Source organism: Aeromonas australiensis, assembly GCF_000819725.1.
Classification (GTDB): Bacteria; Pseudomonadota; Gammaproteobacteria; order Enterobacterales; family Aeromonadaceae; genus Aeromonas; species Aeromonas australiensis.
In genome coordinates this window covers 19,101-37,986 of the sequence record NZ_CDDH01000009.1, presented here as the reverse complement: position 1 = coordinate 37,986, position 18,886 = coordinate 19,101, and the positions used below count along the sequence as shown (strand labels likewise).

Annotated in this window: 17 protein-coding genes; 5 read left to right on the top strand and 12 right to left on the bottom strand. The window is 57.2% G+C overall.

Features of this window, described 5'->3' with window-relative positions:
* The first annotated feature begins 186 nt into the window (after positions 1-186).
* A complete protein-coding gene (locus BN1117_RS01620; RefSeq protein ID WP_040094393.1) occupies positions 187-543 on the top strand; it encodes an MliC family protein in 357 nt (118 codons plus the stop codon).
* Between the two features lie 56 nt (positions 544-599).
* Here the strand turns inward: BN1117_RS01620 and BN1117_RS01615 are convergent, their stop codons facing one another.
* From BN1117_RS01615 to nrdD, 4 genes are all read right to left on the bottom strand, one after another.
* On the bottom strand, positions 600-992 hold the full coding sequence (locus BN1117_RS01615; RefSeq protein ID WP_040094391.1) for an energy transducer TonB: 393 nt from the start codon (positions 990-992) through the stop codon (positions 600-602).
* 176 nt (positions 993-1,168) lie between these two features.
* Complete coding sequence (locus BN1117_RS18830; RefSeq protein ID WP_005343870.1) at positions 1,169-1,339, bottom strand: YqaE/Pmp3 family membrane protein; 171 nt, start codon at positions 1,337-1,339, stop codon at positions 1,169-1,171.
* 64 nt (positions 1,340-1,403) lie between these two features.
* Complete coding sequence (nrdG, locus tag BN1117_RS01605; protein WP_040094467.1) at positions 1,404-1,913, bottom strand: anaerobic ribonucleoside-triphosphate reductase-activating protein; 510 nt, start codon at positions 1,911-1,913, stop codon at positions 1,404-1,406.
* A gap of 130 nt (positions 1,914-2,043) precedes the next feature.
* The gene (gene nrdD, locus BN1117_RS01600; protein WP_040094390.1) at positions 2,044-4,161 is read right to left on the bottom strand and encodes an anaerobic ribonucleoside-triphosphate reductase; all 2,118 of its coding nucleotides are present in this window, start codon (positions 4,159-4,161) and stop codon (positions 2,044-2,046) included.
* Positions 4,162-4,605: 444 nt separating this feature from the next.
* On the opposite strand from nrdD, the gene BN1117_RS01595 reads away from it, so the two are divergent.
* Positions 4,606-5,580 carry an ABC transporter substrate-binding protein gene (locus BN1117_RS01595; RefSeq protein ID WP_040094388.1) on the top strand — a complete coding sequence of 325 codons (975 nt, stop codon included), beginning with the start codon at positions 4,606-4,608 and terminating at the stop codon, positions 5,578-5,580.
* A 63-nt stretch (positions 5,581-5,643) separates the two neighbouring features.
* Here BN1117_RS01595 and BN1117_RS01590 read toward each other — a convergent pair whose 3' ends face one another.
* From BN1117_RS01590 to BN1117_RS01575, 4 genes are all read right to left on the bottom strand, one after another.
* A complete protein-coding gene (locus tag BN1117_RS01590) occupies positions 5,644-5,955 on the bottom strand; it encodes a hypothetical protein (RefSeq protein WP_040094386.1) in 312 nt (103 codons plus the stop codon).
* Positions 5,945-8,308, bottom strand: coding sequence for an NAD-dependent DNA ligase LigA (gene ligA / locus BN1117_RS01585; RefSeq protein WP_040094384.1), 2,364 nt, complete (start codon positions 8,306-8,308; stop codon positions 5,945-5,947). The genes BN1117_RS01590 and ligA overlap by 11 nt, the downstream gene beginning before the upstream one ends.
* Positions 8,309-8,407: 99 nt before the next feature.
* The gene (gene zipA / locus BN1117_RS01580; protein ID WP_040094382.1) at positions 8,408-9,571 is read right to left on the bottom strand and encodes a cell division protein ZipA; all 1,164 of its coding nucleotides are present in this window, start codon (positions 9,569-9,571) and stop codon (positions 8,408-8,410) included.
* Between the two features lie 15 nt (positions 9,572-9,586).
* Positions 9,587-12,961: an AAA family ATPase gene (locus BN1117_RS01575; protein WP_040094381.1), complete on the bottom strand. Its 3,375-nt coding sequence runs from the start codon at positions 12,959-12,961 to the stop codon at positions 9,587-9,589.
* A gap of 109 nt (positions 12,962-13,070) precedes the next feature.
* Here BN1117_RS01575 and cysZ point away from each other — a divergent pair, with 109 nt between their 5' ends.
* Both cysZ and BN1117_RS01565 read left to right on the top strand, forming a co-directional pair.
* Complete coding sequence (gene cysZ / locus BN1117_RS01570; RefSeq protein WP_040094379.1) at positions 13,071-13,835, top strand: sulfate transporter CysZ; 765 nt, start codon at positions 13,071-13,073, stop codon at positions 13,833-13,835.
* 146 nt (positions 13,836-13,981) lie between these two features.
* Positions 13,982-14,596 (top strand): trimeric intracellular cation channel family protein, encoded by a 615-nt coding sequence (locus BN1117_RS01565; RefSeq protein ID WP_040094378.1) that lies wholly within the window; start codon positions 13,982-13,984, stop codon positions 14,594-14,596.
* Between the two features lie 84 nt (positions 14,597-14,680).
* Here BN1117_RS01565 and BN1117_RS01560 read toward each other — a convergent pair whose 3' ends face one another.
* The 4 genes from BN1117_RS01560 to BN1117_RS01545 all read right to left on the bottom strand — a co-directional run bounded on the left by BN1117_RS01560 (position 14,681) and on the right by BN1117_RS01545 (position 18,015).
* Positions 14,681-14,932 carry a hypothetical protein gene (locus tag BN1117_RS01560; RefSeq protein ID WP_040094376.1) on the bottom strand — a complete coding sequence of 84 codons (252 nt, stop codon included), beginning with the start codon at positions 14,930-14,932 and terminating at the stop codon, positions 14,681-14,683.
* Positions 14,933-14,979: 47 nt separating this feature from the next.
* Positions 14,980-15,525 carry a peptidoglycan L,D-endopeptidase MepK gene (gene mepK / locus BN1117_RS01555; RefSeq protein WP_040094374.1) on the bottom strand — a complete coding sequence of 182 codons (546 nt, stop codon included), beginning with the start codon at positions 15,523-15,525 and terminating at the stop codon, positions 14,980-14,982.
* A gap of 148 nt (positions 15,526-15,673) precedes the next feature.
* The gene (locus BN1117_RS01550) at positions 15,674-17,158 is read right to left on the bottom strand and encodes a L,D-transpeptidase family protein (protein ID WP_040094373.1); all 1,485 of its coding nucleotides are present in this window, start codon (positions 17,156-17,158) and stop codon (positions 15,674-15,676) included.
* A gap of 92 nt (positions 17,159-17,250) precedes the next feature.
* Positions 17,251-18,015 (bottom strand): substrate-binding periplasmic protein, encoded by a 765-nt coding sequence (locus BN1117_RS01545; protein ID WP_040094371.1) that lies wholly within the window; start codon positions 18,013-18,015, stop codon positions 17,251-17,253.
* Between the two features lie 274 nt (positions 18,016-18,289).
* Here BN1117_RS01545 and BN1117_RS01540 point away from each other — a divergent pair, with 274 nt between their 5' ends.
* Positions 18,290-18,835, top strand: a complete 546-nt coding sequence (locus tag BN1117_RS01540; RefSeq protein ID WP_040094369.1) for a hypothetical protein — start codon at positions 18,290-18,292, stop codon at positions 18,833-18,835.
* Positions 18,836-18,886 lie beyond the last annotated feature (51 nt).

Below are 18,886 nucleotides of genomic sequence, written 5' to 3'. Positions count from 1 at the left end.
CCGTCGCCTGCCGGGGCTTTTTTGTCTTCCGCGTTTACTCCTACCTCGCCATCCCTGCCGCAACTTAAAAGTACCTCCGAGGCAGGCAGGCCGGACAGTCAGCGACGCACAACATGACTCAGATGATTGCGCAATAACAACAACCTGTTAGGCTCACGCTCATATCACGCCAATGGAACCGTAATCATGAATAAAGTACATATGATGGCCGCTAGTGGGCTGGCCCTCGCCCTACTTGCCGGCTGCAATCAGGGCAATACCCTCTCCGTCACCGGTGGTGAACCGGTCAGTTATCAGTGCGAGCAGGGCAAGAAGGTGCAGGTGCGCTACTTCTCTCTCTCCGACCAGAGTCTCAGCTTTATCAAGCTATCCCTGCCAGATGGCAAGGATTACACCCTGCCCCAGGCCATTTCGGCTTCCGGTGCCCGCTATACGGACGAGCACGAAGCCGTCTGGTGGAACAAGGGGGATGAGGGTTTTGTCGAGCTTCGGGATGAGGATGGCGAGTGGCAGACCGCCTACAACGACTGCAAACAGCAATAAACGTGACCCCGGCCTGGCCGGGGTCTCTGTTTCGCTGACATCAGAGTGATGGGGTATCAGTTGATCTCGATGTCGAAGCGGTTGATCACCTCGACCGGAATGGCATCCGGGTTGCCCTTTGCCGGGCTATAGCGGATCCGCGAGAGTGTCGCCAGCGCGCTCTGCTCCAGCTCGCCGGGGGGCTCGGCCGCCACCACTTCAGGCTTGACCGGCATGCCGCTGGCATCGATCTGGTAGCGCACCTCAACATACCCCTTGACCGGCTTGGTCGGCAGCACAGGATCGTCATTGCCAAACCATGACCACTTTTTTTCCTGTACCCAGTAACGGGAGAGTTGCTCAAGGGGAATGGTGATCGGCTCACGGTCGAGCACGACCTCCTGACGAGATGAGCACCCCGACAATAGCGTCATTATCAACCCTGACCACATTGCGACTTTCCACTTCATAAAACACTCCTTGTTCTTTGCCGGCTCTTGTGGCCGAACTGCGGAACGCTCAACGTGCGCCCCCTGGGTCAGTCATCCATCCTAACCAAAAAGTCTTCGTATGAACATGAACAAAAGGGCCAACCCCGAGAGGTTGGCCCTTTTATCATCAATAAACTCATTAGTAAGGCATATTCTCAGCCGCGCTTGTCGCTCACCACCAGCCAGAGCGCATGGACCATGCCCGGCAGACCGCCCAGCAGGGTCAGCACTATGTTGATTAAAAAGTGCAGGCTAAAGCCCACCTGGATAAAGGCGCACACCGGGGGCAGGAAAATGGCCAGCAGGATCTTGAGCAGATTGTTCATCTCGGCTCTCCTTTTCAAAAAAGTCGTCAGGATTGGAATGGGCTCACCATAACCATCCCGGGCGTCAACTGCAAACCAGGCAGGGAATTCGCTCAGCCCCATCACGCCAGGCGTTGAGGTCGTGGATCTGCTGATTGCTGCTGCCACGCCAGAGCAGGCCGGGGTCTGCCAGCTCCTTCTCGAACTTGCCATCCACCAGCACATCCAGCAAGGCCACCAGCTCGCGCTGGGCCTCTGACAGCTCGCCGAGCCGGTAGCCGGTCCAGCACCAGATATCCTTGCCCGGACACTCGGCGCGCACCCGTTTCACCAGCGCCAGCACGTGGGGCACGTTGGCCGGGTGGAGCGGATCGCCGCCGGAGAGCGACAGACCTCGCCGTTTGATCCGACTGTCGTTGAGGTCGCTAATGATGCGATCGCTCATCCCCTCATCGAACGGCTTGCCGCCATCGAGCCGCCAGGTGCTCTGGTTGTAGCAACCCGGGCACTGGTGCTCGCAGCCCGAGACAAACAGGGTGGCACGGGTGCCGGGGCCGTTGATCACATCGACCGGGTAGTATTGGTGGTAGTGCATCATCTCTCTCTATTACGGCCCCTCCTCGCTGGCCCTTCTCCCACTATTTGCAACGTGAGCAGGAGAAGGGAGCAAAGCAGCGCAAACAGTACATCGGCCGGTTCCCTCTCCCTTTGGGAGAGGGCTCGGCTTACATATGTTTGACCCGGCGCTTCACCTCTTCCTGCTTGCCCGCATTGAAGGGGCGCGCATCCGGGCTGCCGAGGTAGCCGCAGACACGGCGAGTCACCGACACCTTGGCGGGGTCGTGGTTACCGCAGCGCGGGCAGGTGAAGCCCTTGGAGGTGCACTCGAACTCGCCGGTGAAGCCGCAGTCGTAGCACTCGTCGATGGGAGTGTTGGTACCGTAGTAGGGCACCTTGTCATAGCTGTAATCCCAGACGTTCTCAAGCGCTTCCAGATTGTGCTGGATGTTGGGGTACTCGCCGTAGCAGATGAAGCCGCCGCTGGCGATGGGCGGATAGGGCGCCTCGAAGTCCAGCTTGTCGTACGGATTGACCTGCTTCTCCACATCGAGGTGGAAGCTGTTGGTGTAGTAACCCTTGTCGGTCACGCCGGATACCACGCCAAACTCCTTGGCATCGATGCGGCAGAAACGGGTGCAGAGGTTCTCGCTCGGAGTGGAGTAGAGGCTGAAGCCGTAGCCGGTTTCCTCTTTCCACTCGTCGATGGCTGCCTTGAGACGGGCGATGATGGCGATGGCCTTCTGTTGCAGCTCGGCGCTGTCAAACAGGTGTACCGAATCACCAAACAGGGCATTGATGGTCTCGTGCACCCCGATATACCCCAAGGAGATGGAAGCGCGACCGTTCTTGAAGATCTCGCTGACGTTGTCGTCCGCCTTAAGCCGCACGCCGCAAGCCCCTTCCATATAGAGGATCGGTGCAACCCGTGCTTTCACTCCGTCCAGACGGGTGATGCGATACATCAGCGCCTTCTTGGCGACCCGCAAGGAGCCATCCAGACGATCCCAGAAGTCCGCTTCGTCACGGGATTTCAGGGCGATGCGCGGCAAGTTGAGGCTCACGACACCCAGGTTGTTGCGACCTTCGTGGACGAGCTCGCCATGCTCCTCGTAGGCACCGAGGAAGGAGCGGCAACCCATGGGGGTCTTGAAGGAGCCGGTCACCTTGACCACCTGGTCGTAGTTGAGGATGTCCGGATACATCCGCTTGGAGGCACACTCCAGCGCCAGCTGCTTGATGTCGTAGTTGGGATCGCCCTGCTTGTGGTTAAGGCCATCCTTGATGGCGAACACCAGTTTCGGGAACACGGCGGTCTTCTTGTTCTTGCCAAGGCCAGCGATGCGGTTGCTCAGGATGGCGCGCTGGATCATCCGCGACTCCCAGCTATCCCCCAAGCCAAAGCCGAAGGTGACAAACGGCGTCTGACCGTTGGCGGTGTGCAGGGTGTTGACTTCGTACTCCAGCGACTGGAAGGCGTCGTAGCACTCTTTCTCGGTGCGGGCCATGGCGTAGGCTTCCACATCGGCAATGCCCCACTCTTCGGCCACTTCACGGTGCTTCTGCCAGCTGATGGTCACATAGGGAGCCAGCACTTCGTCGATGCGGTTGATGGTGGTGCCGCCATAGATGTGGCTCGCCACCTGGGCGATGATCTGGGCGGTCACAGCGGTGGCGGTGCTGATGGATTTCGGAGTATCGATCTCCGCATTGCCCATCTTGAAGCCGTGGGTCAGCATCCCTTTCAGATCGATCAACATGCAGTTGAACATCGGGAAGAAAGGTGAGTAATCGAGATCGTGGAAGTGCAGATCACCGCTCTCGTGGGCCTGAACCACATCACGGGGCAGCATGTGGCTGGTGGCATAGTGCTTGGCGACGATACCGGCCAGCAAGTCGCGCTGGGTCGGGATCACCTTGGAGTCTTTGTTGGCGTTCTCGTTGAGCAGGGCGGCGTTGGTCTGCTCGACCAGACCACGGATCTCCTGCGCCAGACGGCCGCGCGCCTCGCGGGCTTGATCCCTGTCGTGGCGATATTCGATATAGGCGCGGGCGATGGCCTTGTCGTCAGAGGCCATCAAGTGGTTTTCGACCCGGTTCTGGATCTCGTGGATATCAACTTCACCACGCCCTTCCAGCTCCTGGCTGACCGCACTTGAAATGCGCAGCGCCAATGCCGGGTTGGCCTGATTGACCGCTTCCGCCGCGCGGCTGACCGCATCGCTGATCAGCTGGGCATTGAATGGTGCGCGACATCCGTCACGTTTGATCACAACCGGTTTCATGGATTTTCCCCGTTAAAAGGCCAGGCATTTGCCTCTGGCTCCCCCTTGTTGGGCCCCCCTCCCGGCATCTCGTCCTGGACGCAAATAAATTCAGCCGAGGCTTGACAAGCCTGGGCTGAAGATAGGAAGGGAACAGCTTATACACAGCTTAATAACACAACATATAGGGATTAAAAACGAATACATCCCTATATGTGGTGTCTATTAGGCACCAAAGCGCAGCCTCATTTCTTGATCCAGGACAGGTTTTTCAGCGAGCGGGACAGTTCACGACCAACCATAAAAAGCCCCATTCAAATCCAATCTCAAGCAGGGTGCGGGCTGGCGTCCGATCCGAACAACCGAAAAAATCGCCCCCCAGCCATACCCGCTTCCGGGGGATCACCCTAACAGCCAAAACTGCCCATACTGAACGCATACTCTCTTCATCGACAAGGGCCCCTCATGCACACCTCCCTGCTGTTGCTACTGTTATCCACCCTCTCTCTGCCGCTCTGGGCCGCCAACATTCTGGTGATCAGCAGCTACCATCCCGAATACCTGTGGGACCAAAGCTACAACAAAGGGCTGCTCGATGGCTTGCAGGGGGAGCACAAGATCTCTCACTTCTATATGGACACCAAACGCCAGCCACGGGAAGCATTCGACGGCATAGCTCAGCGAGCTATCGCTCTCTACCTCAAGAACAAACCGGACCTGGTGGTGCTGGGGGATGACAACTCCATCAACTATCTGGCCAACGAGATCGCCTCGCTGGGCACCCCGGTGGTCTTTCTCGGCATGAACGAGAACCCCCGCCTCAAGGGCTTTGTCGGCCACCCCAAGATCACCGGCGTGCTGGAGCGGCCGCTGCTCAAGCGCAGCATCAGCGAAATAAGCCAGATGATGGGAGGGCTCGAGAGGGCACTGGTGCTGTTTGATTCCAGCAATGTGGCCCTCACCGCCATCGAGGATGAATTCAAGACCCAGACTGAACTGCGGGTCGGTCAGACCAGGGTCAACAGCCAGCTGATGGGGGATTACAGCCTCTGGCAGGAGGCGGTGCTCAACGCCAAGAAGCACGGCTATCAGGCGATCTTCCTCGGCCTCTACCACACGCTGGTCAACGATGACGGCAAACATGTGAGCGAACAGACGGTGTTGGAGTGGACCAGCGCCAACAGTCCGGTACCCGTTTTCTGCTTTTGGGAGTTTACCGTTGGCAAGGGGATGGCCATCGGCGGGCTAGTGCTGGACGGCCACGATCAGGGGATACAAGCAGCCACCCTCATCAACACCATATTGGCAGATCCCCTGCCCCGCCCACTCTCCCCACGCGTGGCCACGCGCGGGGAATATGTCTTCAGCAAAAGCGAGCTGGCCCGCTGGCAGCTCACCGTGCCCGAAAAGTGGCAGCACAAGATCCGCTGGCGTGAGTGAGAACCTAAACATCCAGAAAAAAGAACCCGGCACTAAGGCCGGGTTCATAGACATTGATGATTTTTATCCAGCCATGACTCTTTCAAAACGAGCGGTCTTACGTTTAACGGCTTTCTTCATCTGCTCCAACTCTGCTTCACTCTCTTTCAAGGAAATATAATGAGAACACAACTCGGAACCTAAAAAATCAGACCTAAAAACATCATTGATTTGGCCGTTCAATATACCTTCAATTATTCCTGATTTATGCTTACACTTCTTTCCATAAGAACCAGCAGCACAATCACAATATAAATTGAATACGCCATTACTTTCTTTGACAATAACGGTGTACACATTACCTTCACTTCCATCAACAGAATACTTAAATTCCATTTTCAGACTCCAGAAGAGAACGTAATTCATCTTCATTGATGATTTTTATACCTAGCTCGGTCGCTTTTTTCAACTTGCTACCAGCCTTATCCCCCATAATCAACATATCTGTATTTTTTGACACTGAAGTTTTAGATTCACCACCAAGCTCCTTTAGTTTTGAATTCAATTGATCCCTCGACATAAAAGTAAAACTGCCAGTGATTACAAATGACTTACCCGCGATAAAACTATCTGATTTTTCCGCTGGCTCAGAATCCAATAAATCGTCAACATCCAATAGTGCATGTTTATCAACATAGATCTTGACCGCATCAAGCAAGGGCTTTTTCTCTTTAATACCTTTGACAACTGCATCAATTTTTTGCTTGCTGATACTTGTGCCGGCTGTGGTTGTGATACCAACCAAATCACCATGCTGCAAACCATTACACAACTGATCCAAAGTTATTTCTTTAGATATAGCTTCAGAGAAAGTCTTAGCAACACCATCAATATTTAAACCTTCAATGATTTTTGCCATTGAAAATTTTCTTTTATACATTCTGGATATTGATACTCCAGATCTTTCCACACCCATTACATCGGCTAGTTCCATAACCGAATCGCTTACTGAAGCAGCACTAAAATAGTCTGATATTTCTGCATCAATATCTAAACCGATACCATTTATCTGACTAATAATTCCTCTCGGCGCTGACATTATATTATCCAAGCATCCAAGCTCAACAATCAATCTTTCTGCAACAACTTGACCAACAGATGGAATTCCCAATCCAAACAAAAAGTCGATAGAGGATGTTGTACCAATTTTAGCCTGGATAGCATCAAATGCATTTTTTGCTGAAACTTCAGCAAAACCATCTAATTTTAAAAAGTCATCAACACTCAGTCTAAATAGATCTGCTGGATGTTTAACTAATCCACCATCTACTAACTGTTCAATGACTTTATCACCAACACCTTCTATATCAACCGCATTGCGGCTAACGAAATGTTTGAGAGACTCTTTGACTTGAGCTAGACAATTTAACCCTCCCGTACATTTACGAGTCGCAAGTATTTTTTCGAGTGTTTTGGTTTTTTGTTGGACGATTTTTTTCTCTTGAACAATATCCGAGCCACAGACCGGGCACTCGGTCGGGAAGAGAATTTCGCGCGCATCAACAGGGCGCTGCGCCTCTACCACGGCGACGATCTGCGGGATCACATCCCCCGCCCGGCGCACGATCACCGTATCGCCGATCATGACGCCAAGGCGTTCAATCTCGTCGGCGTTGTGCAAGGTGGCGTTGGAGACGGTGACGCCGCCGACAAACACCGGTTTTAGCTTGGCCACCGGGGTCACGGCGCCGGTGCGGCCGACCTGAAACTCGACGTTTTCAAGCAGAGTCATCTCCTCCTGCGCCGGAAACTTGTGGGCAGTCGCCCAGCGCGGTGCGCGGGCCACAAAACCCAGCTCCTCTTGCAGAGCGATGGCATCCACCTTGTAGACCACGCCATCGATCTCGTAAGGGAGCTCGCCACGGCGAGCCAGAATATCGTCGTGGAACGCCTGACAGCCGGCAGCCCCCTCTTTGAGCTTCACCTCGGGACTAAGCGGCAGCCCCCACTCCTTGAGCTGGTTGAGACGGCCAAAGTGGGAATCGCCCAACTGTTCGCCCCCCACCCCTACGCCATAGGCGTAAAAGCTCAAGGGACGGCTGGCGGTGATGCGTGAATCGAGCTGACGCAGGCTGCCGGCGGCGGCATTGCGCGGGTTGACGAACACCTTCTCGCCTGCGGCCAGCGCCTTGGCGTTCATCGCCTCAAAACCGGCCTTGGGCATAAAGACTTCGCCACGCACCTCCAGCCGCTCGGGCCAGCCAGTGCCACGCAGCGCGAGCGGAATGGCCTTGATGGTGCGCACGTTCTCGGTGATCTCCTCGCCGGTGGCGCCATCGCCCCGGGTGGCCGCCTGCACCAGCTGGCCATCCACATAGAGCAGACTCACTGCCAGACCATCCAGCTTGGGCTCGCAGCAGAAGGTGAAACGCACCTCACGCTTGAGGCGATCGCTCATGCGCTGTTCGAACGCCTGCAACTCTTCGCTGCTAAAGACGTTATCCAGACTCAGCATGGGGATCTCGTGACGCACCTGACGGAACGCCGTCAGCGGCTGGCCGCCAACCCGTACGCTGGGAGAGGCGGGCGTTTTCAGCTCGGGATGCTCAGCCTCCAGCGCAATCAGCTCGCGCATCAGGCGATCGTATTCGGCATCCGGCACTGTGGGGTTATCCAGCACATAGTACTGGTGACCATATTCGGTAAGCAGTTCACACAATTGACGGTGGCGGGAGAGGGTGTCGCTCATGAAAAAGTCTCGAAGTGTGATTGAACATCAGGCCGGGGTAGAAACAAAAATGCGGTACCAGGGTACCGCACTTTTTATTCACTCGACCCGCATGACGTATTAGTCGCGGCTGGCCTCGTAGGCAGCCAACTCGTGACGGTAACGGGCAACTGTCTCGTCGCTCAGCGGGCTGCGATCCATATCTGTCAGCATGGCATCGAGGTCGCTGGCCAGCTGATCGGCTGCCTGCAGCATATCCTCGAAGGCAAACGCAGCGTTGCTGCGCAGCGGCAGTTGCATGAACAGAGAAACACCCGGCGTGGTGAACTGCTCCATCCGGTACGGGTTAAAGGTGCCCGGCTTGACCATGTTGATCATGGAGAAGAGCACTTCACCCTTGCCGTTGGGATCTTCGTGACGGTGGAAAATATCCATCTCGCCAAACTTGAAGCCCAGCGCCATCAGGGAGGAGAGCAGGGTTGCCCCTTGCAAGTCGTGACCCGGGCGGCCCATCAGGTTGATGACGTAAACATCCTGCCAGATTTTCTCGACCGGCTGGGGCACCATGCGCGGCTCTTCCACCACAGGGGCGGGCGCCACATAAGCTGGCTCTTCATAAACAGGCTCGGGAGCCACATGACGGGGCTGTGGCTGATATTCGGGCTCACTGGCACGGTGTGAGGCGGCACGCTGATCATGGCGAGCATTCTCGGCGCGGGCACCAAAGGTCGGGGCCGTTGCATAGGCAGGCTCAACCAACGGCTCCTCATCCGCTATCTGCATCACAGGTTCATGCTGCGGGCGAGAACGGTAAACCGGAGTGCGGCGATTGACCTGAGCAGGCTTGCGCACCGGGACGGCAGGCGTCTCCTCGACTTCCTGATGAAGCGGTTCGTCGAACCTCTCCTCTTCCTCGTAAGCAGGAGGTGGCGGAACCGGACGAGCAGCAGGCTTGCGTACTGCTGGGGTTGGCAGATCGTCCTCGTCATCTTCATCATCAAAGGCGGGGACGGCAGGGCGACGGCCGAGTTCCGGCTGGCGAGGTTCATCATGGTGGAGTTTGGGCTCGGCACGACGGCCACTGCTGACTACCCGCACCTGACCGATGCCATCGCTGTCAAAGGCGTCATCATCGCGGTTACGCGACTTGGATTCCATCCGACCAGCCGGTTTCTCTTTGATAGGAGCCTGGCGATTCTTTTTGTTGCTCCACAACCCATGGATGAGCAATGCCGCGATAGCAATCCCCCCCAGGGCAACCAAGATGTAACGCAATTCCTGCATTAGCTGCTTCTCTTTCTAGTTTTGCTCAGCCAAAGCGACGGCTTCACCGATATCGACCGACACAATGCGAGAAACCCCGGGCTCTTGCATCGTGACGCCAACCAGCTGCTCAGCCATCTCCATGGAGACCTTATTATGACTGATGTAAACGAACTGTACTGTGCTCGACATCTCTTTGACAAGAGAACAGAAGCGACCGACGTTCACTTCATCGAGCGGTGCATCCACCTCATCCAGCAGACAAAAAGGTGCTGGGTTGAGTCTGAAGATGGCAAAAACCAGCGCAAGCGCGGTTAACGCCTTCTCCCCCCCGGAAAGCAGGGCAATGGTAGCATTCTTCTTACCCGGAGGTCTCGCCATGATGCTCACTCCGGCCTCCAAAAGATCATCGGAGGTAAGCTCAAGCCAGGCACTGCCCCCACCGAACACTTTTGGAAACAGGGATTTTAAATCTTCGTTGACCTTATCGAAAGTGTCCCGGAACCGTATTTGTGTCTCTTTATCAATTCTTTTAATGGCTTGGCTCAAGGTTTCCAGCGCTTGCTCGAGATCCTGACACTGATTTTCAAGATAGGTTGCCCGGGTTTTCGCCTCTTCGTACTCCTCCAGCGCCGCCAGGTTGATGGCGCCGAGTGCCTCCACTTGCGCCTCCAGGGTCTGGATCTCCTGCCGCAGCTTGCCACGATCAGCGGCGATCAACACCGCCTGATCGAGATCCACCAGTCGAATCCCCAGCTCTTCAAACTGCTCGTGCAACCCCTGTCGACGGGTGAGGTTGCGTTCGCGCTCAAGACGCAGGGTTGCCAGCTTCTCCTGCAGCACCACCAACTGCTTGTGATCGATGCTGCGCGCCTGATCCAGCTCGCTCAATTGACGTTCCAGCTCCGCAAGCCGTTGATGGCAAGCGAGCTGCTGCGCCTCCAAATTGCGCTGCTCGGCCAGCAGGGGCGCCAGATCCGGCACCGCCTCACTATCCGGCCCTTTCAGCCCGGCCAGCTCCAGCCCGAGCCTCGCCAACTCCTCTTCGCCCAGGGTAATGAGTTGGCGCAGATTGCCCAACTCCAGTTGCAAACGCTGGCAGGCTGCTTGTTGCTGCTCGCGGCGCGCACGGGCCTCGTCGACCGCCCGCTCGCTGCGGGTCAGCTGCTCTTGCGCGAGCTGCACCCCTTGCGTCAGCGGCTCCCCCTGCTCCTGCAGCTCGGCAAGGCGCGCCTCATCGAGTTCCAGTTGTTCACGGGTGCTGACCAGTCGCTCTGCCTCTTGGGCCTGCTCCTGATCGAGCCGGATCAGCTCTTCGCCGAGCTGACCGAGCCGCTGCAATCGCGCCTGCCGCTGACCCTGTTGCAGGCTCCAGGCTTCGCGCAGTTGTTGCCATTTCTGCTCTTGCTCGCGCAAGGTTCGCTGCGACAACTCCTGCGCACTAGCAAGCTGGGCGCGCCTGGCATCGGCAGCCACAAGTTGCTCACTCAGCTGTGTCAGCCCCGCGGCAACCTTCTCCTGCTCGGTATGCAACCGCTCACGCTCACCGAGCAGCGCCATGGTGCCGAGCGCCGCGCCCTGTCCCAGATCTGCCCAGTTTGGCCCCAACCAGTCGCCAGCAGGAGTCAGTACCGACTCACCGGCCGCAAGGGTTGGCTGGCGGGCCAATGCGGCCTCCCGGCTCTCCACCAGCCAGATGGTATTGAGGAAGGCGGGAATATGCTCACCACCCAGTTGCGCCGCCAGGGTACCGGCAACCGCAGGTTGCGCCGGGCCGATCCAGAGCCCCTCGTGCATCAGATCGCACTCGTCCGCCGGCGTTGCGGTGAGCCAGCGGCCGAGCACTTTATCGAGCGCCTGTGCCCATTCAGGGGCAACCTGCAGTCGATCCGCCAGGGTCGCCCCCTCCATCTGCTCACCGAGGATCTGATCCAGCGTCGCCAGCCGCGCTTCCAGCTCCCGTTGCAGGCTCAACTGCTGGCCATGCTGCTGCTTGAGTTGTTCATGGGTGTCGACCGCCTGCGCCAGCTGCTCGGTCAGCTCGCCGGTGGCCGCCCGCGTCAGCTCAAGTTGGCCGCTCAAATCATCGAGGGCCGGTTGCAGGTCATCGGCCTCTGCGCCGAGGGGGCCAGCGCGTTCATCTTCCAGCTTGAGGCGGGCAAGCCGGGTCTTGGCTTGCAGCTCCTGCAAACCACCCAAGCGGGTACGGGTCTGGTTGAGCTGGCCCTGCAACCCGGCCAATTGTTGCTGCCACTGCTGCTGGCGCAAGCGGGCCTGCTCCAGCTGCTCGCTGGCCTGCTGGCGGGCCTCCTGCTGCTCGGTGAGCAACTGCTCACACTGCTCAAGCCGGGCGCTCTCCTGCTCGGCGCGCAATACCCCTTCGGTCAGTTGATCCTGCTGGCTGGCAAGCTGCGCCTTGCGGCTGGCGATCCGCTCGCCGAGCGCCTCTGCACGGGCCTGCCAGTCGCGCCCCAGTTCACTCTGGTGCAGTTGCTGTTGCTCAAGACGGGCGATGGCCTGCCCGCCGAGAAAAATCTGTTGCTGACGGCTCGCCTGCTCCGCTTGCGCCTCTTGTCTGGCGACTGACAGGGTGACGTGGCGCCCCTCATCGGCGGTGCGTTTGGCATCGAGCGCCGCCAGCGCCTGCTCGGCCTGCGCCAGCTCGGTTTTGGCCTCGCCCAGACGCGTCTCCAGCGCCCACAACTCGGAACCAATCAGCTCTGCGCGAGCTGCGCGGGAACGACTCTTGAGCTGTTTGTAGCGCTCGGCGGTTTCGGCCTGGGCTTTGAGGTGGTCAAGGCGCGAGCCCAGCTCGCCGCGAATATCGCCGAGGCGCTCCAGATTCTCCTGGGTGTGGCGAATGCGCTGCTCGGTCTCGCGGCGCCGCTCCTTGTAGCGGGAAACCCCGGCGGCCTCTTCCATAAAGAGCTTGAGATCGGCCGGACGCGACTCCACCAGTCGACTGACTGTGCCCTGCTCGATGATGGCGTAGCTGCGGGGGCCAAGACCGGTGCCGAGGAAGAGATCGGTGACATCCTTGCGGCGGCACTTCTGGCCGTTGATCTGATAGTGGTTAGAACCGTCGCGCAGCACTTCGCGGCGCACCGAGATCTCGGTAAAGCGGCCGAACTCGCCGGGCACCCGGTTGTGGGGATTGTCGAACACCAGCTCCACCGAGGCGCGCCCGTGCGCACTGCGATTGATAGAGCCGTTGAAGATGACATCGGTCATGTTCTCGCCGCGCAGATGGCGGGCGGAGCTCTCCCCCAACACCCAGCGCACCGCGTCGATGACATTGGATTTGCCACAGCCGTTGGGGCCCACCACGGCGGTCATGTCTGCCGACAGTTCGATGCGGGTCGGCTCGACGAACGACTTGAAGCCGGCGAGTTTGATCAGTTTCAGACGCATGGCGACCTGTATCAGTGGCTAAATAAAGAGGAGGCGGGCAGGCGACTTTACCAAATCAAAAGCTTGTTTGTAATATGCTGGCAGTTTCCCATGCACAGATGGAGCTCAGATGAGCCAATCACCCCATATGGTCAAAGATTCAATCAGCGGCGCAGACTACTTTCTGCGCGGATTTTCCCTGATCCGCCAACCCGGCATCCGCACCTTTGTGCTGATCCCCCTGCTGGTCAACTTCGTGCTGTTTGCCGGGGCCTTCTATGCCCTGCTGCTGCAGCTCGACGGCCTGTTCGCCTGGCTCCATCAGCAGATCCCGAGCTGGCTCTCCTGGCTTGATTACCTACTCTGGCCCATTGCCCTCATCACCATACTGGTGGTCTTCTCCTTTATCTTCAGCTCGGTGGCCAACTGGATAGCGGCCCCCTTCAATGGCCTGCTGGCGGAGAAGGTGGAACAGATCCTCACCGGCGAGACTGTTAGCGATAGCGGCATGCTGGATATCGTCAAGGATGTGCCACGCACCTTCGGCCGCGAATGGACCAAGCTGAAGTATTACCTGCCCAAGGCCATCGGCTGCCTGATCCTGTTTCTGATCCCGATGGTGGGCCAGACCCTGGCACCGCTACTCTGGTTCCTGTTCAGCGCCTGGATGATGGCGATCCAGTACATCGACTATCCGTTCGACAACCACAAGATCGGCTTTATCACCATGCGTGATGCCCTGAAGCAACGGCGCGGCAAGTGCCTGAGCTTCGGCGCCCTGGTCACCCTCTTCTCCGCCATTCCGGTGGTAAACCTCTTTGTAATGCCGGTCGCCATCTGTGGCGCTACCGCCATGTGGGTCGATCACTACCGGCAGGAGCAGTTGGGGCGCTAACCCTTGAACATTGATTAGAAAAAGGCACCCGAAAGGGTGCCTTTTTCGCATTTAGCATGAATTAAATTAATGCATGTATTCGATCGCTTGTCCCATATAACACGAGTTGGTAGGATTCTGGCCTTTCTCGTTCCCTGGGATATCTCATGTTACATGCACTCTTCTTGCTGGGCCTGGTGGCCGAAGGGATGACCGGCGCGCTGGCCGCGGGTCGGCGACGGATGGATCTGTTTGGGGTGGTAATCATCGCTTCGGCGACGGCCATCGGTGGTGGCACCATTCGCGATGTGCTGCTCGGCCATTATCCACTGCTCTGGGTTGAGCATCCCGAATATGTGCTGCTGGTTGCCGCGGCAGCGATGGCGGGAGTGGTCTCTGCCCCCCTGATGCGCTATCTCGGCAAACTGTTCATGGCCCTCGATGCGCTGGGACTGGTGGTCTTCTCCATCTTCGGCGCCGCCCGAGCACTGGAGATGGGCCATGGTGCCGGTATTGCCTGCATCATGGCGGTAGTGACCGGGGCCTTCGGCGGAGTGCTCAGGGATCTGCTCTGCCAGCGCATTCCGCTGGTGTTTCGCCGCGAGCTCTATGCCGCCATTTCACTGATCACAGCTGCGCTCTATTGTCTGGCGCTGGATCAGGGCTTGCCGACCAACTGGGCGGCTTTCGGCTCTATCGGAATTGGCTTCGTGCTACGGTTGCTGGCGGTACGATTCAAGTGGGGACTGCCTACCTTCAACTACCAGTACGCAGCCCATTAAGTACGCCAGCTTCTGGCAAGGCAGGTTGGATTGCGAGCAACAAAAAAGCGCCTTCTGGCGCTTTTTTCATGGGCACTGAGTGACTCAGTTAATTCCTTCCGAGCTGAAGAAGGTCGCCTTGTCGGCGATAAAGCGGATCTTGATGTTCTTCCCTTCCCCGCCCCAGATACAGCTGGTGGTGCCCAGTGCATCATCACAGCGCTCCGCCTTGCCAAGGATGGCGCTGGCTTCGGCATAACTCATCCCCATCTTCAACTGGTCGTAATTTTCACGGTTGAGTTTGCTGCAACCGGCCAACAACAGGGCAATCAGGCCGCCAATCACTATCTTGTTCATCGCTATCTCCTCTCTGGTGGGAAGATCTTGGCAGTTTGCCAACCCCTTTACCAGCTGCGAGCAGGGCCGGTATCGAGGTGAACGAAGTTATCACGGGGATAGTAACCAACCCCGCCAACCTTGAGCTGGAGCGCCGCCTTGCGCAGATGGGCCAGCTGCACGCCGGGGATCCGCACATCCACCGCCTGCCCAAGAGTATGGTAGCTACGTTTGGCGACACCGCGGCTCTTGTGGCGCTGCTGGCGATTGGTGGCCGGGGCGCGATAGCCGGAGATAAGTTGAATTTCGCCGCGCCGGCCCAGCTTGTGCTGCAACAAGAACAGCTGATCGAACAGCTTCTTGTCGATATTGAACACTTCATTGCGCCGATAATCGCGGAAGATGTGGTTGAGTTCGGCCAAGCCATCGCTCAGATAGTGGCCATTCTCCCAATAGCTGGCGCGCACCCGCTCGCCGGTATTGAGATTGAAGAAACTGAGCTCACGTCCGGTGGTACTGCGGCTGGCCAGTGCCGGGAAGGAGAGCAGCGAGCTGCCCAGCAGGCAACCGGTTCCCAGCAACAGACGACGTCGACTTATCTCTTGATCAAGCATCCCTGATAGGTCCATCGCAATATAAGGTGAAATGGTCGAAACAATTGGTTCTGGCGCTTGAAACTACCGTTCACATCCACCGCTGTCAAACCACAAGCGGTCATGAAAAAGCCCGCCGCAGGCCGGGCTTCTCACTCTGTGGGGAGGATCACAACAGGCGACTCTGAAAGCTGACCCGATCAAATCCATAAATGTCATTACGCAGTTGCTGGCGACCATTTTCGTCAAGCCAGCTACTCCAGTAGACGGTAAAGACCTGAATTGGCGTGGTGAGCGGCAACCATTTGGTCTGACTCTCTTTGAGGATATTGGCCACCTTGTCCGGCTGATAACGGGAGTCTGCCAACAGCAGCTCGGCCAGATCGTCCGCATGTTCCACCCGGATGCAGCCCGAACTGAAGGCGCGCGCCCCCTGCTCGAACAAGCCTTTACGCGAAGTAGCATGCAGATAGATGGCGTCATTGTTGGGCAGATAGAATTTATAACGACCCAGGGCATTGTGGTCACCCGGTTTTTGCCGCAAACGATAGGGGAAACCGGCGGCCAGTGCCTGATACCACCCCTCTTCGGTAAACTGGACCGGATTGCCCTCGCTGTCGATTACCTCGAACTGCTCACGACTGAGATAGGCGGGATCACGCCCCAGCTTGGGCAGAATGTCCTTGCTCAGGATGGAGCGCGGCACATGCCAGGAGGGGTTGAGCACGATGGAGCGAATTTCGCTGGCCAGAATAGGGGTGGCCCGATCCTCCTTGCCGACAATAACCCGGCTGCTGAACACCTCGTTACCGGACTGCACTACGCTCAACCGGTAATCAGGAATATTGACCAGCACATAACGCCCGCTGGAGAGGTGATCCACCAGATCACGCCGCCATAGGTTGCGCAGCAGCAAACTGGCGCGTACTTGGGGGCCGGTATTGAGCCAGGAACGGGTCTGGCGGCCAATGATGCCATCCGCGGTGAGGCCATGACGACGCTGGAACTGTTTAATGGCCTGTTCGGTATCGCCATCGTAAATCAGATCACCATGACTTGGGGCGCTATCGCCCAGCTCGTTGAGCATGGCACGGATCTGACCAAGTTCAGCTGAGCTATCTCCGGCGCGCAGAGTCGGCATATCAAGGGTCGGCCACTGGTTGGCCATCGGCATCGCCAGCAGCTTGTGCACCTTGGCTCGCACCGCCTCGTATTCTGCCACCTGGGGGCGCAGGGATTTCACCTGAGTGAGCAGGTCATCATCACTTGGCTGGCTGGCCGCCGGGTGATTCAAATCGAGCTTGAGGGTCTTCATCTGCTCTCGAGAGACCAGGTCCATCCCCCGCCAGAGGTGCTGAAAACGGCTCAACTTGGCAAAAATGTCGTCATAGATGGCCCCACGCTTGTCTGCAGAGGTGGCCTGCAGGCGCTTCCACAGCGTGAAAAAATCGGGATGCAGCTGAGCCAGCACCGCTTCTTGCAACTGCTGCTCCAGCTCGGCACGGGCCTGTTCGGCCTGACGGCCCTGATACCAGTCATGGCCGGTTTCATTGGCCGCCACTACGACTTGTGCTTGGGTTGCATGTACCGCGCCAGCGGGCAAACATCCCAGCCACACCAGATTGGCAAGGGCTAGCCAATACTTCATCCCCATGGATACCTCAAAACGGTTTGTTCACTCTGCCGAGCCTGACAGGCAGACCCGATGCTCAGGCCGCTCATGATGCGTGAACGGCCAACACTTTGCTAGCGCTCGGAGGCATAACGTTGCCAGATAATGTCATAGGCATCCGTCCCTTTTAATGCGGCCAACTTCTGGTTGAACTGTTGCAAGAACTGCAGCGAAAAACTGCGCTTGCTCAACATAAAAAAGCTTGGCGATTCATACACCACCATGGGGTGATGGGTGAACTGACCGCTCATCCCCTCCTTCTCAAGAGTGCTCGGCGTTGCCAGCGCGTCACCCAGAAAGCCATCGATACGCCCGCGGGCCAGCTTCGCGACATTCTGTTTATCGCTCACCGCACTCACCTGCTTGGCATAACGAGCGAGCAGTAACATCACTTCATCACCATAAAAGTACTCTTTGGTGACGCCGAGGGAATAGCCCTTGGCCAACCAGCTAGCCAGGTCCTCCTCATTGTAGTGGCTGCCCTTGCGGACCCACAGCAAGGTGCGTCCCGGGTTGTAGGAGTCGGAAAACCAGGCATAACGGGCGCGATCTTCGTTGATATTCGCCTCCATCGCCATGTCGATCCCACCATACTCCATCTCGTGCAGTACCCGCTTCCAGGGCAGCTCCACATAGTTGACTTGGCAGTGCATCGAAGTGAGAACGGCCGTCAGCACCGCAGCGGCATAACCTCGCACCTGTTGCGGTGAATCGGCATCGTAATAATGGTAGGGAGGCCAGTTATCGTAACCGACCCGAATGGGCTCGGGACACATCACATTGGCAAAGACCTTTGGTCCCCATAGTGAAAACAACAGAACGCAGGTGTACCAATTCATATGTCATCCTTGACGAATAAGAGGTTTCATCATATGCCGCCACCAGCCAAATGGCGATAAAGGCCTTATGACCATGGCATCTGCAAGAAAATGACGTAGCAATACCCTGATTAGCTCCCCACTCTCCTTGACGGGAGCTGGTCACCTTTAGAACGGGGTGAGAAGGGTTAATATATAACCAAATTTTTTTTTGTGATCCACTATGCTTTTTTTGCAATTGGATTAGCATAGGCGCGACATCGGCCTACCCACTCTGTCAGGCGTAAAGAGTTATATGACGTACAAAAAGTTCGGTTTTCTGACTGCCATTCTGGCGTTAAGCGGTTTTTATCTGTACACCCTCTATCTGGCTGCTCATCCCAATGTGAGCCTTGCCTACCGCCTCTATTACATGGAGGGTAAAACCCGTTTCTGGGAGCATAACTCCAGCATGACTTATCAGCCTGGTAACGAGCTGAATCTGACCAAGCCTAGCCGTTTTCTCTCCAGCGAAGGTTGGGCCAAAAAGCCCAGTGAAGCGGGTACCGAGCTGACTGGTAAAGGCGGCCTCTATTTCGTGCTGCCCAAACAGGCGGCCAATCCGGAACAGATGACGGTACATGCACGGATCAATAGCCCGGAAGCGGGCGCCCTGTTGAAGATTGCCCTTGGCCATGACTTCACCACCACGGTCAAACTGGCCAAAGCGGGAATCAACGAAATCCGTCTCAACCTGCCTGGTGACTCGCTCACGGCAGACCCCAAGCACCCCAATTTTCTGGCGCTTTCGGCACCGACCCCCATCAATGTCCAGTCGGTACGTTTGACCGTAGCCCAGTGATCCTTGCCCTGATTGCCGTTTAATAAAAACAACTATCCCATACTAAGGACG

Excerpts from the sequence above, each read along its gene's own strand:
- BN1117_RS01620 (WP_040094393.1), top strand. The coding sequence starts at position 187 with ATGAATAAAGTACATATGATGGCCGCTAGTGGGCTGGCCCTCGCCCTA.
- BN1117_RS01615 (WP_040094391.1), bottom strand. The coding sequence starts at position 992 with ATGAAGTGGAAAGTCGCAATGTGGTCAGGGTTGATAATGACGCTATTG.
- BN1117_RS18830 (WP_005343870.1), bottom strand. The coding sequence starts at position 1,339 with ATGAACAATCTGCTCAAGATCCTGCTGGCCATTTTCCTGCCCCCGGTG.
- nrdG (WP_040094467.1), bottom strand. The coding sequence starts at position 1,913 with ATGCACTACCACCAATACTACCCGGTCGATGTGATCAACGGCCCCGGC.
- nrdD (WP_040094390.1), bottom strand. The coding sequence starts at position 4,161 with ATGAAACCGGTTGTGATCAAACGTGACGGATGTCGCGCACCATTCAAT.
- BN1117_RS01595 (WP_040094388.1), top strand. The coding sequence starts at position 4,606 with ATGCACACCTCCCTGCTGTTGCTACTGTTATCCACCCTCTCTCTGCCG.
- BN1117_RS01590 (WP_040094386.1), bottom strand. The coding sequence starts at position 5,955 with ATGGAATTTAAGTATTCTGTTGATGGAAGTGAAGGTAATGTGTACACC.
- ligA (WP_040094384.1), bottom strand. The coding sequence starts at position 8,308 with ATGAGCGACACCCTCTCCCGCCACCGTCAATTGTGTGAACTGCTTACC.
- zipA (WP_040094382.1), bottom strand. The coding sequence starts at position 9,571 with ATGCAGGAATTGCGTTACATCTTGGTTGCCCTGGGGGGGATTGCTATC.
- BN1117_RS01575 (WP_040094381.1), bottom strand. The coding sequence starts at position 12,961 with ATGCGTCTGAAACTGATCAAACTCGCCGGCTTCAAGTCGTTCGTCGAG.
- cysZ (WP_040094379.1), top strand. The coding sequence starts at position 13,071 with ATGAGCCAATCACCCCATATGGTCAAAGATTCAATCAGCGGCGCAGAC.
- BN1117_RS01565 (WP_040094378.1), top strand. The coding sequence starts at position 13,982 with ATGTTACATGCACTCTTCTTGCTGGGCCTGGTGGCCGAAGGGATGACC.
- BN1117_RS01560 (WP_040094376.1), bottom strand. The coding sequence starts at position 14,932 with ATGAACAAGATAGTGATTGGCGGCCTGATTGCCCTGTTGTTGGCCGGT.
- mepK (WP_040094374.1), bottom strand. The coding sequence starts at position 15,525 with ATGCTTGATCAAGAGATAAGTCGACGTCGTCTGTTGCTGGGAACCGGT.
- BN1117_RS01550 (WP_040094373.1), bottom strand. The coding sequence starts at position 17,158 with ATGGGGATGAAGTATTGGCTAGCCCTTGCCAATCTGGTGTGGCTGGGA.
- BN1117_RS01545 (WP_040094371.1), bottom strand. The coding sequence starts at position 18,015 with ATGAATTGGTACACCTGCGTTCTGTTGTTTTCACTATGGGGACCAAAG.
- BN1117_RS01540 (WP_040094369.1), top strand. The coding sequence starts at position 18,290 with ATGACGTACAAAAAGTTCGGTTTTCTGACTGCCATTCTGGCGTTAAGC.